Origin of the sequence: Bradyrhizobium sediminis, assembly GCF_018736085.1 — a bacterium.
Classification (GTDB): domain Bacteria; phylum Pseudomonadota; class Alphaproteobacteria; order Rhizobiales; family Xanthobacteraceae; genus Bradyrhizobium; species Bradyrhizobium sediminis.
Genome location: NZ_CP076134.1, coordinates 2,583,307 through 2,597,347 on the forward strand (window position 1 = coordinate 2,583,307; position 14,041 = coordinate 2,597,347).

Consider the following 14,041-nt stretch of genomic DNA (forward strand, 5'->3'; position numbering starts at 1 on the left):
TCTGCGTCGCGGCGATGCCCGAGCCGATGCGCAGGGAACTGCGCGATCTTGGACTGCTCTAAACCGCGATATTGTCGATCAGGCGGGTCTTGCCGAGCCTTGCCGCCACCAGAATTCGCACCGGTCCATCCTTGACCGAGGCGATCGGCGCCAGCGTTTCGGCGTGCCGGGCCTCGAAATAGTCGAGGATAAAACCGGCCGTCGTGATCAACGCGGCGCCGCCGGCCATCGCCGCGGCGAGGTCGTCGCCCGCACGCAAGCGCGCTGCACTTTCCTTCATGGCGCGGTACAGCACCGGCGCCGTCAGCCGTTCTTCCGGCGACAGATAGACGTTGCGCGAGGACATCGCGAGGCCGTCGCGTTCCCGCACCGTGCGCGAGCCGATCACCTTGACGCCGAGGTCGAGATCCCTCGCCATCCGCGTCACTACCCGCAGCTGCTGGAAATCCTTTTCGCCGAAGATCGCGAAGTCCGGCCTGACTTGTGTGAACAGTTTGCCGACGACCGTGGCGACGCCGCCGAAGAAGTGCGGCCGGAAGCGGTCTTCCAGTCCCGCGGTGGCCGGCCCCTCCGGCACGATCCGGGTGGCGAAGCCGTCCGGGTACATGGTCTTGACGTCCGGATTCCAGATCAGGTCGACCTCTTCGGCGGCAAGCTTGGCGACGTCGGCCTTCCAGGTGCGCGGGTACGAGCCGAAATCCTCAGACGGCGCGAACTGCGTGGGGTTAACGAAGATCGAGACGATGACCTTCCTGGCGCGGCGTTTCGCCAGCCGGACCAGCGACACATGGCCGTCATGGAGCGCTCCCATGGTTGGCACCAGGGCGGTGGTGGCCTTCTTCGCGCGGATGCCGTCGAGGGCGCGACGCAGCGCGGGGACCGTGCGGACGATCATGGGGTTTCGTGACATCTGGACTCGATCTGTCGGGGGTAAGGAGGCCGGCGCTTCCGACCGTGCGGAGGGAAGGCCGATCTTATCAAGGCCGCGGCTTGGTCGCCAAGCGGCTCGCTGCCCGCATGAGGCCGGGCCGGTCCCTTCAGATATCCACCGGACGTGCGGTCGCTCACAGACGTTGTCGATCCGGGCATGGGATTCATGATTAAGGCAGACAGCCAGTGATCCTGGAGTGCTATCGCGCATTTCACTTGACCGCGGTCGTGCAGAATTTGAAGATATTTACAGGGGCTGAATCATGTTGGTGCAGACTAGTCAGGGTCAGTCGGGTTCGGCGCACGTGGTTGTGCTGGGCAACGAAAAGGGCGGGTCGGGAAAATCCACCACAGCCCTGCACATCGCTGTCGCCCTGATGAAAGCCGGCCAGCGCGTCGCCACCGTCGATCTGGACTGCCGCCAGCAAAGCTTCACTCGCTATATCAACAACCGAAGCGCCTGGGCGCGCCGCACCGGCCTCGATCTCGAGATCCCCGTGCATCGCTGCATCAAGCTCGGCGAGACCATGCAGATCGCCGACAACGAGACTTCCGAATCCCAGCAATTCATGGACGCCGTCAGTGCGGTCGAGCGCACCTTCGATTTCATCGTGATTGATACCCCGGGGTCGGACAGCTATCTGATGCGGCTGGCGCATTCGATGGCCGACACGCTGGTGACGCCGATCAATGACAGCTTCCTCGATTTCGATGTGCTGGGGACGGTCGACCCCGCCACTTATTCCGTGACCGGCGAGAGCCACTATGCGGAGATGGTGCGCGATGCACGGCGCAAGCGCCGCCAGCTCGACGGCGCCACGACCGACTGGATCGTGGTCCGCAACCGGTTGTCGATGCTTGGATCGCGCAACAAGCAGCTGGTCGCCGATGGTCTCAATGAGTTGTCATTCCGGCTCGGCTTCCGCTCGATCGATGGCTTTGCCGAGCGCGTGGTGTACCGCGAATTCTTCCCGCGCGGGCTGACTGCGCTGGACGACCTCGACGAGGCGACGCTCGGCACCCGTCCGAGTCTCGGCCATGTGACGGCGCGCGAGGAGGTGACGAGCCTGCTGCGCCAGTTGAAGCTGCCGCTCGATGAGCGCGGCCGGCGTCGGGCCGCTAACCGGGCCGAATGGTTTACCCAGGTCGATAAGCCGCTGGAGCTCCACGACATCCTCGGCGCCTGAACCTTGCGGTGGGTGGCTACCGCAAGCCCCGACTTGGTGGTGAGAGCGGTACCGGGCGGCCGGCGAGGGTGCGGCCCGCTGGAACGGATCGCCGCGCTGCGCGTTTTTACTGGGCTTTTAACTTACAGTTGAACGGGACGTTGATTGGCCGCGTCCAAACAGGGAGGACCGGATTTGGCGTCTTCGACTGAGCGGTTGCACAATACCAGGGTGCGACGCACAACGTTCAGGCGACGAATTCACAACATTTGGTCTTCCTGTCACGTCGGCGTGACATATATCATGGACAAGGGCCCGCAGAGTCCCGACCAATAAAATAGCCCCGTTCGATGGGGGCCCTGAGGACGAACATGAAACGTGGAATTGCCGTTCTGCTTTCGCTAATCCTGCTGGTTGCGGTTGGCTATTTCACCGCAAGCAAGTGGGCGATCCGTCATGAGACGGTGACATTCTATGATGCTGCGCGAGGCAACCGTCCGGTCCCGGTCCATATCGCCGTGCGGTACGATAAGGAAATGCAGGCGGATGCCGGCATGATCACGCTGCCGGTGGCGGTCCTCAACCACGGCAACACCGTCAAGAACACCGAGTATTCGTTCCTGGCCAACGTGTTTGCCGCGCGCGGCTATATCGCGCTCAGCCCCCAGCATGATCTGCCGGGCGATCCTCCGATGGTGACCAAGCCCGGCGAGCTCTATGTCGGCCGTCTGCCGCAAATGCAGCGCGGCGTCGACAATATCCATTTTGCCCTCGCGGAAATGAAGAAGCTTCAGCCCAACGCCGACTACGCCAAGGTGACGATGGTCGGACATTCGTTGGGCGGCGACATCTCGATGCTTTTCGCCAAGGAACATCCCGACCATGTCAAGAAGGTCGTGACGCTCGACAATCTGCGGGTGCCCTTCGTCACCGAGGGCAAGTTCAAGATCCTGTCGTTCCGCTCGAAGGATGCACAGTTCAAGCCGGACCCCGGCGTCGTTCCCGATGCCGAGCAGTGCGAGAAGTCGGGTATCACCGTCGTGGACACCGGCTTCCAGCACAACGATATGCGTGACACCGGTCCGGATACGGCGAAGGCCTCGATCCAGAGCATGCTTGACAAATTCCTGAGCGATACCGACAGCGAGCTCGGGCCGGTCGATACCAAGTCGCCGAAGATCACCCAGCCGGGCCCGGTCTCGCTGCTGGACCCCGGGAAGAAAACCGCGCGCCCCGTGGCGAATTGATCGTCGCCGGTATCAAGACGGTTACCGTAACCTGTTGCGGGCGAGAGGGCGCGGTCGCTGCGCATTGACCGCCTGCCGATCCCGGCCCACATAAGGCTCGCTGCAAATTGCGAGTGCTGATGTCCGGCGAACCCACCAAACCGAAATCCGCAGGCGAGGTATCCGCATCGCAGAAGGCTGCGTCCGGCAAGGCCGGTCCGTTGCCGGAGGCGAGGCCGTCGGCTTCGGAGGAAATCGCCGCCTTCGTCGCCAAGGCCCGCGCGATGTCGCCGCATGCGGCCGGCGCGCGGGGCCGGCTGGTATTCGCGCTCGACGCCACCATGAGCCGGCAGCCGACATGGGACATGGCCTGCGCACTGCAGGCCGACATGTTTCGCGAGGCGGCCTCGCTCGGCAGCCTCGATATCCGCCTCGTCTATTATCGCGGCCTCAACGAGTGCCGGGCCACCGGGTGGATCTCCGACAGCGCGCAATTGGCGAAGCTGATGGGCAAGATCGATTGCCGCGGCGGTAACACCCAGATCGGCAAGGTGCTGTCGGAAGCGCGGCGGGAGGCGGTTTCCTCAGGCGTGCGTGCGGTGGTGTTCGTCGGCGACGCCATGGAGGAAGGGGTCGACGATCTCTGCGCCAAGGCCGGCGAACTCGGACTGCTCAAGGTGCCGGTCTTCATGTTCCAGGAAGGGCACGACACCGTCGCCGAGCAGGCGTTCCGCGAGATCGCGCGGCTGACCGGCGGCGCGTGGTGCAGGTTCGATCCCGGCGCCGCCGCGCAACTGCGCGAACTGCTGCGCGCCGCGGCGGCCTACGCCGCTGGCGGACGCGAGGCGCTGCTGCGGCTGTCGAAGACCGGCAGCGGTGCGGCCAAACTGCTCGGCCAGATGAAGTGATCGGGTTTCCCCGCTTCCGGAGCGAAGCGGCGATTGCCCGGCATGCTTTTTGTCGCTGACCCCACTATATTGGGCAGATGCCAACCCTGATCGCCGGCGTCGTCGCCGTTATCCTGCTCTATTCGCTGCTGCAGATGTTTCGTGCGGCCAACCCGGTTATTTTGGCCCGTGCCATCAAGATCGGCGGCGGCATCGTGGCGCTTGCGGTAGCCGCCTTTACCGGCCTCAAGGGTGAACTGGCCGTGGCGATCCCGCTTGGCATCTTCGGCGCCGGGCTGCTCGGCTGGTCGCCATTCGGGCCGTCAGGTTTCAGCAATATCGGCGGGATCTTCGGCGCCGGCGCGAAGCGCTCCGCCGGGCAAACCTCGAGGGTCCGTTCACAATACCTCGACATGACGCTCGATCACGACAGCGGCGAGCTGACGGGCCGGATCGTGGCCGGGCCTCACGCCGGCCATTCGCTGGACGAATTCGATCTGCCGCAGCTGACGGCGATGATTTCAGGCTTCGATGCCGAGAGTGTCGCGCTATTTGAAAGCTATCTGGACCGCCGGTTTCCCGCCTGGCGTCAGGACGCGCAGGGACACGCGGCAGGGAGGCAGAGCCGCCCGGCGCCGAGCGGCAAAATGACGGACGAGGAGGCCTACCAGATCCTTGGCCTGCAGCCGGGGGCGGGGCGCAGCGAGATCGGACGGGCGCATCGCGCGCTCATGAAGAAACTGCATCCCGACCAGGGGGGGTCTACGTACCTCGCCGCCCGTGTAAACGAGGCCAAGGATACTTTGCTTCGCACGCATCTAAGCTAACTCCGGGCAACGCCACCAAACGCTACAAGCCGAGAGTCGCTTCTGGTCTTCTCCGTCCAACGCCCCGTTGCCGCCCGCCGTTGTCCGGCGTGGTCGATCTTTGGTCATTTAGTATTAACCGCAAATTCTTGACGAGAAGTTTGCAAGCGCGGGATTTGCCGTGCGATCCCGCCAAATACGAAAATGCCGGCGCGTGGCACCGGCATCGCGACCTCAAAAGAGATGAGGGATCAGTTGCGGACGGTGATGCAGGAGATGTCGGAGCGCTTCAGGGTCCGGCAAACCGCTTCGGCCTGGTCGCGGTCGAGGCCGGCAAAGCGAGCCCGGTACAGCTTCCGGTCACCCTTGGCGACCACCGGCTCGGTGAACGGCTCGGCCTTGGCCAACAGGCCGCGGGCCTGGCCGCGGGCGGCTTCGATACGCGCGCGCGCTTCGCCTTCGCTTTCCAGCGCACCGACCTGAACGATCCATCCGGTGTGGGCGGCGGCCGGCTTGATGGCGACGTTCTGCTGAACGGTCTGCGGCTGCGCGCGGGGCGCCGGCTCGGCATAGGCCATCGCCTGCGAGGCGGGGGCGGGCGGGGCGCTCGTGGCCGGCAACACGCCGAGGATTCCGTTTCCGGTGCCGTGGTTGGCCGGCTGCGGCGGCATTTCGGGTTTGGCGACTTCCGTCCTGGCGACTTGGGTCTTGGCGACCTCAACCTTGCCGGTTTCGGCCTTGGCGACCACTGCGCCGGAGGTCTCCGGGACTTCCACGCGCGCCGGCGGGATCGCATTGGTGACCGGGGTTGCCGGCTGCGCCGGACCGGCGGAGGCCAGTTTGATCGCTCCGGCCTTGACCTGGACCGTCTTGACCCGGACCGGCTTCATCGGCTCGGACGAGCCGGGGATTGCGGCGATCTGCTGGGTTTGAATGACGCCGTTGGTCAAAGGCGCGGGCTCGGCCTTGGCATGCGTCGGCACAGCTGCGGCAGCGGCGGCGAAGATCGACGGCTTTGAAGCCGGTGCGATCGAACGGGTCGTGGGCGCTGCGGCGGGCTCCGACGGCGCGGAGGCGACCTGGACGGCAGCCTGGGGCTGCACCATCGGCGTCGGCCGCTCGGCGGCCTCGGCCACATCCGCGTTGGCGCCCGAAGCGTTGCGCTCGGCGATCGCGGCAACGGTGCGTTTGGTTGAAGCCTTTTCGAGATTTTCAGCAAGCAAATTGCGCATGATGGCGTCGCGCGAACCGCCGCTGCGGCCTCCGAGCACCACGCCGACCAGGTGACGGTTGCCTCGGCGCATCGAGGTCACGAGATTGAAGCCCGAGGCGCGGGTGTATCCGGTCTTGATCCCGTCGACGCCCTCGACGTTGCCGAGCAGGCGATTGTGGTTGCGGATCGAATGGCCGCGATAGTTGAACGACGCGGTGGCGAAATAGCGATAGTAGCGCGGAAAGCGGTCCTGGATAGCGCGGCCCAGGGTCGCCTGATCGCGCGCGGTGGTGATCTGCGCGTCGTTGGGCAGGCCGGAGGCGTTGCGATACACCGTCTTGGTCATGCCGAGCGCGCGCGCCTTGCGCGTCATCAACTGGGCAAAATCGCCTTCATCGCCGGCGATGGCTTCCGCGATCACGACGGCCGCGTCGTTGGCGGAGCGCGTTACCAGTCCCTTGATGGCGTCTTCGACCCTGATGGTTTGACCCGGGCGCAGGCCGAGTTTGGTCGGCGCCTGCTCGGAGGCGTGCTCGGACACTACCATTTCGGAATCGAGCTTCAGCTTGCCGGTTTCGAGGCGCTCGAACAGCATATAGAGTGTCATGATCTTGGTGAGCGAAGCGGGATGCCGGCTGGCGTCGGGATTGTTGGCTGTCAGCGTCGCGCCGGAATTGGCGTCGACGATGATCGAAGCGAAAGCCGGGCTGTAGCTCTGCCGCGCTTCGTGGTGGCGCACATGGTGCCGTCGGTAGCGGCGGGCGTCGGCGGCGTCGGTGGTGAAAATGACCGCAGTGGTGACGGTAGCCAGACCGAGTATGCAAACTCGCAAAACACGCGAGGAAGCCAAGGTTGTGCGAAGCATAAACTTCCCCGTCCCAATTTCTGACTTGATCACCGGTTCGTGAGGCCAAATTATGCCCAACGGCCGGCAACGTTTCCCTGCTCGAAGTCCTTGTCCCGGCCTGCATTTTTGCCGGAATGGCCGATCAGGCCACCGCTCTGGCTAAGACGCTGTTCACAAACAATTTTTCAGACTGTTGTCCGGAACGCGAACAAGTCCGGGAATCAGGTTAGGCGGGCTGAGTTTCCAAAAGATTAAGCAACCGTTGCGTAATCCCCCGGTGTTCGCGGCAAATTCCCTCTATTTGTGCATCGCACAAATATTCTTGACTTTTTTGTGCGGTGCACTATAGAGGAGAGCGTCAGGGAGCCGGGACCTCCCGGCAGATCAATCGGTTCACACATCAGTCCGGGAAGGACTCCATCATGGTCAAAGTTGAAGACATTCAGCAGTACGGCAAAGAGCAGTTCGAGACGGTCGTTGCCTCCGCGACCACCCTGCAGAACGGCATTCAGGCGATCGCCAGCGCCTACGGCGATTACACCAAGAAGTCGTTCGAGGATACCAAGTCGATGGTCGAGAAGCTTTCCGGCGTGAAGTCGCTGGACAAGGCGATCGAAGTGCAGACCGAATTCGCGAAGTCCGCCTACGAGACCTTCGTGGCCGAGTCGCAGAAGATCGCCGGGCTCTATACCGATCTTGCCAAGCAGACTTTCAAGCCGTTCGAAGGACTGGTCTCGAAGTTCACCCCGGCGGCCACGAACTAAGCCCGGCGCAGGTTTACAAGGAATCAAAAAGCCCGGCCGCGATGGCCGGGCTTTTTTCTTGTTCGGATCGGCGAAGGCCTATTTCGCGACGCGGAGTTTCGACAGCGAGGTACCGATCGAGTTGAAGACCGATACGGTCTGGCTGGCCGAGGTCACCAGGAAGAACTTGTCGGTGCTGCTGGCGCAGTATTGCAGCACCGCAGAGACCGGGTCGGGTGGCGAGCCGGTATTGACGTGGACCGTGTAGATCGTGATGCCTGCGGCCTTGGCGTTGTCGCACAGGATCTTCTGGCGGGCGTCGATCTGGGACGCGTTGTTGTACCAGCGGTTCTGCGTGTTCAGGCCGTCGGACAACAGGATGATGGCGTCCTTGTAGGTATAGTTCGGATCCTTGGCGGGCGCATTGAACGGCGCTCCGGCGCCCAGCGTCATCCATGCCCACGCCAGGCCGATGCCCTGGTTGGTCATTCCGGTCGGCTCCATGCCATCGATCAACGTTTTCAGCTGGGTCCAATTGTAGCTCAGCGGCATGATCGTCTGCAGATAGGGGTTGTTGTTCGACTTGCAGTACTTGTTGCTGCTGGAGCCATATTCTTCAGCCGGGAACAGCGTCGACCGAGTGGCCGAGGTCGGCGTCGTATTCATCGTGTCGTAGCTCTGGTCGCGGTCGGTGAGGCAACCGCTCCAGGTGTTGTGGTTCGCCGGCGTCCACGTCTTGCCGTTCGCCACGCAGGTGCTTTGCTTCTTGTATGTCGTGTTGCTGCACGTGCCGTAGTCGGTCCAGTCGATCCAGGGCTGATTGTAGTTGCTGGCGCCCATATTGACGTCCTTGGCGAAAGGAACGATCGAAATGTAGATGTCGCCGGGAGTCTTGGCGAGCCCGCTCAATTGATCGATCAGGGCTTTGGCCGCCTGCTGCAGCGCCGGCATTTTGCCGTCGTCGCGCATCGAACCGGTGTTGTCGAGCGCCATCGCCACCCGCATCCGCACGTTGCCCCAGGCCGATGTGGACGAGGTGTTGAAGTTGATGTTCGGGAAGCCGGCGACCTTCATGAACTGGGTCGTGACCGCGCCGGAGCCGGTGACCTCGATGGTGGAGCCCATGCTGGTGCTGGCCGTGTAGACCGCATTGATCGAAACAGAATTGGCGTCGGTATTGGTGTAGAGCGCGGCGAAATAGGCCTGAGCCTTGGCATTGATCTGGGATTGGTCGATGAGCCCTTCGGACAGATCCTTCGAGAGCATCAGGGCGGTCGAGTCGAGCGCGGCCTGCATCGAGGAGCGCGCAGCGTTGGCGCGGGTATAGTCGATGGCCGCGCCGATGAAGCTGATGATGGGCACGAGCGCGATGGCGAAGATCACCGCGATATTGCCCTGGTTGGCGGCGGCGAAGCGGCGGGCCGCTCCGCGAAACTGGCTGGCAATGGATGTAGCGGGCATGATTGTCACCGAAATGGGGGTTGTGCGGCCATTTCGGTTCGGGCGCCTAAACAGGTGGTGAATCCGTCTGGTGAAATCCGGCTCAATTCCCGCATAGGCCCGAATCGGCCGCCGGAAGCACTTGCTATCCTCAATGCCCGCTAAACGGTCACCAGCCTGGCTTTGTCAAATCCGGCAGAATTGATTAACCTTGCGGGGATCGCCGGGCCTGGGAATCGGTCCGCCGCGACTCGCATTTGGCTGATATTTGCGTGCTTGCGGCGAGCCGAAGCTGGACCCATATTTGGAGCTATCGACCCAGCTGGTGGGGCCGAGCCGCCCGGGAGCGGCGAGTGGAAAGTGTCTGGGAACCCGTTGGATGGCTCCGGAAGGGGACGTCAAGCGAGGCCTTCTCCGGTCGCTGCCTGGTTTCCCGTGGGGATTTCGAACGCCTGTGCCATGCTGCAATTGACTTCCAGATTTGACTCCGCCGCCGCGCCCGCTGTCGCCGCATCTGCTCCCCGAATGGGCAATGATGAGAGCAATACCGGGGGGACCGGTGGCCCCGCCACGTCCGTCATCGCCAAGGTCAAGCCGAAGACCAAGCGCCCGAATCTCTATCGCGTGCTGATATTGAACGACGACTACACGCCGATGGAGTTTGTCGTTCACGTCCTCGAGAAGTTCTTCCAGAAGGACGTCGAAGCGGCGACCAAGATCATGCTCCACGTCCATCACCATGGAATCGGGGAGTGCGGGGTGTTCACCTACGAAATCGCCGAGACCAAGGTGACGCAGGTGATGGATTTTGCGCGCAAGCACCAGCACCCCCTGCAATGCGTAATGGAAAAGAAGTAGCCTCGCGCCCAGGCCCGCCAAAATGGGAACGGGTTTTGCATCGTGCTGGGCGGGCCGGCGTCGGCAGTTCGCAGGGCCGGTTTCGGGGTAAAAGTGCCGCATCCATCCGGTGCAAAACCGTTCTTGCGGAACCGGCCTTTCGCCATGATCGTGCGTAACTATATGACAAAGGTTGTTGTTGCCTGACCGGGCAACGGCGATCATGATGGCGGGGGCCATAGAGGACGCGAATGCCAACTTTTTCTCAGAGCCTGGAACAATCCCTGCATCGTGCGCTCGCGATCGCAAACGAGCGTCACCATCAATATGCGACGCTGGAACATCTTCTGCTGTCGCTGATCGATGATAGCGATGCGGCCGCCGTCATGCGTGCCTGCAGCGTCGATCTCGACAAGCTGCGCACCAGCCTCGTCAACTATCTCGAGACCGAATTCGAAAATCTGGTCACCGACGGCGCCGACGATGCCAAGCCGACGGCAGGTTTTCAGCGCGTGATCCAGCGCGCCGTGATCCATGTGCAGTCTTCCGGCCGCGAGGAAGTGACCGGCGCCAATGTGCTGATCGCGATCTTCGCCGAGCGCGAGAGCCATGCCGCTTATTTCCTGCAGGAGCAGGACATGACCCGCTACGACGCGGTCAATTACATCAGCCACGGCATCGCCAAGCGGCCCGGAGTCTCGGAGGCGCGCCCGGTGCGCGGCGTTGACGAGGAAACCGAGACCAAGGGCAATGAGGATTCCAAGAAGAAGGGCGAGGCGCTCGATACTTACTGCGTGAACCTCAACAAGAAGGCGCGCGACGGCAAGATCGATCCGGTGATCGGCCGCAATTCGGAGATCAACCGCGCCATCCAGGTGCTGTGCCGGCGCCAGAAGAACAATCCATTGTTCGTTGGCGAAGCCGGCGTCGGCAAGACCGCGATCGCGGAAGGACTGGCGAAGCGCATCGTCGACAGCGAAGTGCCTGAAGTATTGGCGGCGGCCACCGTGTTCTCGCTCGACATGGGCACGCTGCTCGCGGGCACCCGCTATCGCGGCGATTTCGAGGAGCGGCTGAAGCAGGTCCTCAAGGAGCTCGAGGCGCATCCGAACGCGATCCTGTTCATCGACGAAATCCACACCGTGATCGGGGCAGGGGCCACCTCCGGCGGCGCGATGGACGCGTCCAATCTGTTAAAGCCGGCGCTGGCTTCGGGCACCATCCGCTGCATGGGCTCGACCACCTACAAGGAATACCGCCAACACTTCGAGAAGGACCGCGCGCTGGTGCGCCGGTTCCAGAAGATCGACGTCAACGAGCCGACGGTGGAAGACGCGATTGCGATCCTCAAGGGTTTGAAGCCCTATTTCGAGGACTATCACCGGCTGAAATACACCAACGAGGCGATCGAAGCCGCGGTGCAGCTGTCGTCGCGCTACATTCACGACCGCAAGCTGCCGGACAAGGCGATCGACGTGATCGACGAGTCGGGCGCGGCGCAGATGCTGGTCGCCGAGAACAAGCGCAAGAAGACCATCGGCATCAAGGAAATCGAGACCACGATCGCGACCATGGCGCGGATTCCGCCCAAGAGCGTGTCGAAGGACGATGCCGAGGTGTTAAAGCATCTGGAACAGACGCTGAAGCGCGTGGTGTTCGGCCAGGACAAGGCGATCGAGGCGCTGGCCGCTGCGATCAAGCTGTCGCGCGCCGGCCTGCGCGAGCCGGAAAAGCCGATCGGCTCCTATCTGTTCTCCGGTCCGACCGGCGTCGGCAAGACCGAAGTGGCAAAACAGCTCGCGGCCTCGCTCGGCGTCGAACTGATCCGCTTCGACATGTCCGAATATATGGAGCGGCATACCGTGTCGCGCCTGATTGGCGCGCCTCCGGGCTATGTCGGCTTCGACCAGGGCGGCCTCTTGACCGACGGCGTCGACCAGCATCCGCATTGCGTGGTGCTGCTCGACGAAATCGAGAAGGCGCATCCGGATCTCTACAACGTGCTGCTGCAGATCATGGATCACGGCCGGCTCACCGACCACAACGGCAAGCAGGTCAATTTCCGCAACGTGATCCTGATCATGACCACCAATGCCGGCGCCGCCGATCTGGCGCGTCAGGCGTTCGGCTTCACGCGCAGCAAGCGGGAGGGCGACGATCACGAAGCGATCAATCGCCAGTTCGCGCCCGAGTTCCGCAACCGGCTGGATGCCATCGTCTCGTTCGCGCATCTCAATCCCGATGTGATCGGCATGGTGGTCGAGAAGTTCGTGCTGCAGCTCGAGGCGCAGCTCGCCGACCGCGACGTCACCATCGAGCTGTCGGATCCGGCCAAGGCATGGCTGATCCAGCACGGCTACGACGAGCAGATGGGCGCGCGGCCGATGGCGCGGGTGATCCAGGAGCACATCAAGAAGCCGCTGGCGGACGAGGTGCTGTTCGGCAAGCTCAAGGGCGGCGGCCATGTTCGCGTCGTGCTGGTCAAGGACGAGGCGAGTGCGGAGGCCGGCGCCGAGAAGATCGGGTTCGAATTCGTCGAGGGCCCGGTGACGCCGAAACCGGAAAAGCTGCCGGGCACGCGCAAGCGCAACGTCCCGCGCAAGCCGAAGCCGGGCGGGCCCGGTGGCGGCTCGAAGGGCCCGGCCTCGCGAGGTCCGCTGGTTAAGGCCTGAGCGGTCGATACCGCGAATTTAGAAAGCCGGCGTGTCGCAAGACTGCCGGCTTTTTTGATGGATAGAGCGCGCGTCACGCGGGTGTCTCAGCCTTCGCCGATCAGCTCCTTGATGCGGCGCTGCAACTGGCGCTTTTTCTGCTCGCTCTTGCGCAAGCGCTCCTCGAGGTCGGAGACCGGCAGTTCGACGGGGGCTTCGTCGCGGAAGGCCACGCCGACGAAATTGTCGCGCCACCAGACGACTTTGGCGAGGAAGGTATGGCCTTTTCGCGTGATCTTCAGCGACATCTGCTCCCTGGGCAGCTTGACGACATTGCTGAACTCGAGATGAGCGCCTTTTTCGGAGATGTTGCGGACCACGCAATCCCTGCTCGCGCCATTTTCGCCGATTTCGGCGACGCCGCCATAGATGACCTTGCCGCGTGTGCTTTGGCGTCGTTCCGGCATCGGATAATCTCCCAATAAGGAGGCAGGACCTTACCCGGGTTCGCCGCGCGCGAAAGCCCGCGCCCGGCATTATGCGGCGTTAACGTAAACCGGCGATGGGCGGAACCGTCCGCATCCCGCAAAGCCGGCCACTCCCCGAGACGCCCTCGGTGCGGCCGGTCTAGTTGTTCTGGCGTTTCAGGGCCGCGGCGACGGCTTCATACTTCCCGGTGACGACGTCGCCGACCACATAGAGTGTAGCGGAAAGCGCCAGTCCGACGCCGGCTGCGATAATGACAAATTCGAGTCCGGTGCCGCCGCCTTCGGCCGCGAGGAAAGCCCGGAAGGTCTGCATGCTTCTTCGCATCGATGGCAGCGCCCTTCAATGCTCGGACAAGAGTTGAGCGATCCGGCTCTGCAATTCGCGCCGCTCGGACTCACAACGCCGCAGCCGCCGCGCCATATCGAGGTCGATCGGTTCGTTGCGCGATACCGAGCGGAACGTCAAACCGGCCTGGTCGGCGTTAACCCAGACCATCTTCGCGCGAAACGTGCGGTTCTTCTTTGGAATGAACAGATCGATCTCCTCCGGCAGCAACGCCGGATTTTCAAACTCGATCTTGGCGCCGTCGTCGGAAAAATTGCGGACGATGCACTCGATCGTGGAGCGCCGCTCATTGAAGGCGACCACGCCGTTATAAATCACACGCGAGCGCTGGGTTTGGCGTTGTTCGATCATGTCCGCAGCCTCCGATTAACGAATTGCTAATTATATACTCGCGGTTGTCGAATGTGGGAATGGTGAACTTTGGATTGCTGTTCTTAAGGTAAATCAGCGCGGGGGAATCA

Annotated in this window: 13 protein-coding genes; 7 read left to right on the forward strand and 6 right to left on the reverse strand. The window is 62.8% G+C overall.

Translation table 11 applies throughout. The annotated features are described in order from the left end of the window. Positions 1–58: 58 nt before the first annotated feature. Positions 59–910 carry a pantoate--beta-alanine ligase gene (panC, locus tag KMZ29_RS12475; RefSeq protein ID WP_215623915.1) on the reverse strand — a complete coding sequence of 284 codons (852 nt, stop codon included), beginning with the start codon at positions 908–910 and terminating at the stop codon, positions 59–61. Positions 911–1,193: 283 nt separating this feature from the next. On the opposite strand from panC, the gene KMZ29_RS12480 reads away from it, so the two are divergent. The 4 genes from KMZ29_RS12480 to KMZ29_RS12495 all read left to right on the forward strand — a co-directional run bounded on the left by KMZ29_RS12480 (position 1,194) and on the right by KMZ29_RS12495 (position 5,036). Further along, positions 1,194–2,117, forward strand: coding sequence for a division plane positioning ATPase MipZ (locus tag KMZ29_RS12480; protein ID WP_215623916.1), 924 nt, complete (start codon positions 1,194–1,196; stop codon positions 2,115–2,117). 350 nt (positions 2,118–2,467) lie between these two features. Beyond that, positions 2,468–3,343, forward strand: coding sequence for an alpha/beta fold hydrolase (locus tag KMZ29_RS12485; RefSeq protein ID WP_215623917.1), 876 nt, complete (start codon positions 2,468–2,470; stop codon positions 3,341–3,343). A gap of 119 nt (positions 3,344–3,462) precedes the next feature. After that, complete coding sequence (locus KMZ29_RS12490) at positions 3,463–4,230, forward strand: vWA domain-containing protein (RefSeq protein WP_215623918.1); 768 nt, start codon at positions 3,463–3,465, stop codon at positions 4,228–4,230. A gap of 77 nt (positions 4,231–4,307) precedes the next feature. After that, positions 4,308–5,036, forward strand: coding sequence for a DnaJ domain-containing protein (locus KMZ29_RS12495; RefSeq protein WP_215623919.1), 729 nt, complete (start codon positions 4,308–4,310; stop codon positions 5,034–5,036). Between the two features lie 230 nt (positions 5,037–5,266). Here KMZ29_RS12495 and KMZ29_RS12500 read toward each other — a convergent pair whose 3' ends face one another. Continuing rightward, positions 5,267–7,093, reverse strand: a complete 1,827-nt coding sequence (locus KMZ29_RS12500) for a serine hydrolase (RefSeq protein ID WP_215623920.1) — start codon at positions 7,091–7,093, stop codon at positions 5,267–5,269. 404 nt (positions 7,094–7,497) lie between these two features. Between KMZ29_RS12500 and KMZ29_RS12505 the strand changes: the two genes are divergently transcribed. After that, positions 7,498–7,839: a phasin family protein gene (locus KMZ29_RS12505; RefSeq protein WP_215623921.1), complete on the forward strand. Its 342-nt coding sequence runs from the start codon at positions 7,498–7,500 to the stop codon at positions 7,837–7,839. A 78-nt stretch (positions 7,840–7,917) separates the two neighbouring features. On the opposite strand, the gene KMZ29_RS12510 is transcribed toward KMZ29_RS12505, so the two are convergent. Further along, entirely contained in the window at positions 7,918–9,279 is a 1,362-nt protein-coding gene (locus KMZ29_RS12510) for a vWA domain-containing protein (RefSeq protein ID WP_215623922.1), read from the reverse strand. Positions 9,280–9,783: 504 nt separating this feature from the next. Between KMZ29_RS12510 and clpS the strand changes: the two genes are divergently transcribed. Together clpS and clpA are read left to right on the forward strand one after the other, a co-directional pair. Continuing rightward, positions 9,784–10,116, forward strand: a complete 333-nt coding sequence (gene clpS / locus KMZ29_RS12515; RefSeq protein ID WP_215612220.1) for an ATP-dependent Clp protease adapter ClpS — start codon at positions 9,784–9,786, stop codon at positions 10,114–10,116. Positions 10,117–10,346: 230 nt separating this feature from the next. Then, positions 10,347–12,767 carry an ATP-dependent Clp protease ATP-binding subunit ClpA gene (clpA, locus tag KMZ29_RS12520; RefSeq protein WP_215623923.1) on the forward strand — a complete coding sequence of 807 codons (2,421 nt, stop codon included), beginning with the start codon at positions 10,347–10,349 and terminating at the stop codon, positions 12,765–12,767. Positions 12,768–12,853: 86 nt separating this feature from the next. Here clpA and KMZ29_RS12525 read toward each other — a convergent pair whose 3' ends face one another. The 3 genes from KMZ29_RS12525 to KMZ29_RS12535 form a co-directional block, all read right to left on the reverse strand. Next, complete coding sequence (locus tag KMZ29_RS12525) at positions 12,854–13,213, reverse strand: PilZ domain-containing protein (RefSeq protein WP_215623924.1); 360 nt, start codon at positions 13,211–13,213, stop codon at positions 12,854–12,856. 160 nt (positions 13,214–13,373) lie between these two features. Further along, on the reverse strand, positions 13,374–13,547 hold the full coding sequence (locus tag KMZ29_RS12530) for a hypothetical protein (RefSeq protein ID WP_215623925.1): 174 nt from the start codon (positions 13,545–13,547) through the stop codon (positions 13,374–13,376). Between the two features lie 27 nt (positions 13,548–13,574). After that, on the reverse strand, positions 13,575–13,931 hold the full coding sequence (locus KMZ29_RS12535; protein ID WP_215623926.1) for a PilZ domain-containing protein: 357 nt from the start codon (positions 13,929–13,931) through the stop codon (positions 13,575–13,577). Between the last annotated feature and the right edge of the window lie 110 nt (positions 13,932–14,041).

Bases quoted from the DNA above. Each gene is read 5' to 3' on its own strand.
- panC (WP_215623915.1), bottom strand. From the start codon at position 910: ATGTCACGAAACCCCATGATCGTCCGCACGGTCCCCGCGCTGCGTCGC.
- KMZ29_RS12480 (WP_215623916.1), top strand. From the start codon at position 1,194: ATGTTGGTGCAGACTAGTCAGGGTCAGTCGGGTTCGGCGCACGTGGTT.
- KMZ29_RS12485 (WP_215623917.1), top strand. From the start codon at position 2,468: ATGAAACGTGGAATTGCCGTTCTGCTTTCGCTAATCCTGCTGGTTGCG.
- KMZ29_RS12490 (WP_215623918.1), top strand. From the start codon at position 3,463: ATGTCCGGCGAACCCACCAAACCGAAATCCGCAGGCGAGGTATCCGCA.
- KMZ29_RS12495 (WP_215623919.1), top strand. From the start codon at position 4,308: ATGCCAACCCTGATCGCCGGCGTCGTCGCCGTTATCCTGCTCTATTCG.
- KMZ29_RS12500 (WP_215623920.1), bottom strand. From the start codon at position 7,093: ATGCTTCGCACAACCTTGGCTTCCTCGCGTGTTTTGCGAGTTTGCATA.
- KMZ29_RS12505 (WP_215623921.1), top strand. From the start codon at position 7,498: ATGGTCAAAGTTGAAGACATTCAGCAGTACGGCAAAGAGCAGTTCGAG.
- KMZ29_RS12510 (WP_215623922.1), bottom strand. From the start codon at position 9,279: ATGCCCGCTACATCCATTGCCAGCCAGTTTCGCGGAGCGGCCCGCCGC.
- clpS (WP_215612220.1), top strand. From the start codon at position 9,784: ATGGGCAATGATGAGAGCAATACCGGGGGGACCGGTGGCCCCGCCACG.
- clpA (WP_215623923.1), top strand. From the start codon at position 10,347: ATGCCAACTTTTTCTCAGAGCCTGGAACAATCCCTGCATCGTGCGCTC.
- KMZ29_RS12525 (WP_215623924.1), bottom strand. From the start codon at position 13,213: ATGCCGGAACGACGCCAAAGCACACGCGGCAAGGTCATCTATGGCGGC.
- KMZ29_RS12530 (WP_215623925.1), bottom strand. From the start codon at position 13,547: ATGCAGACCTTCCGGGCTTTCCTCGCGGCCGAAGGCGGCGGCACCGGA.
- KMZ29_RS12535 (WP_215623926.1), bottom strand. From the start codon at position 13,931: ATGATCGAACAACGCCAAACCCAGCGCTCGCGTGTGATTTATAACGGC.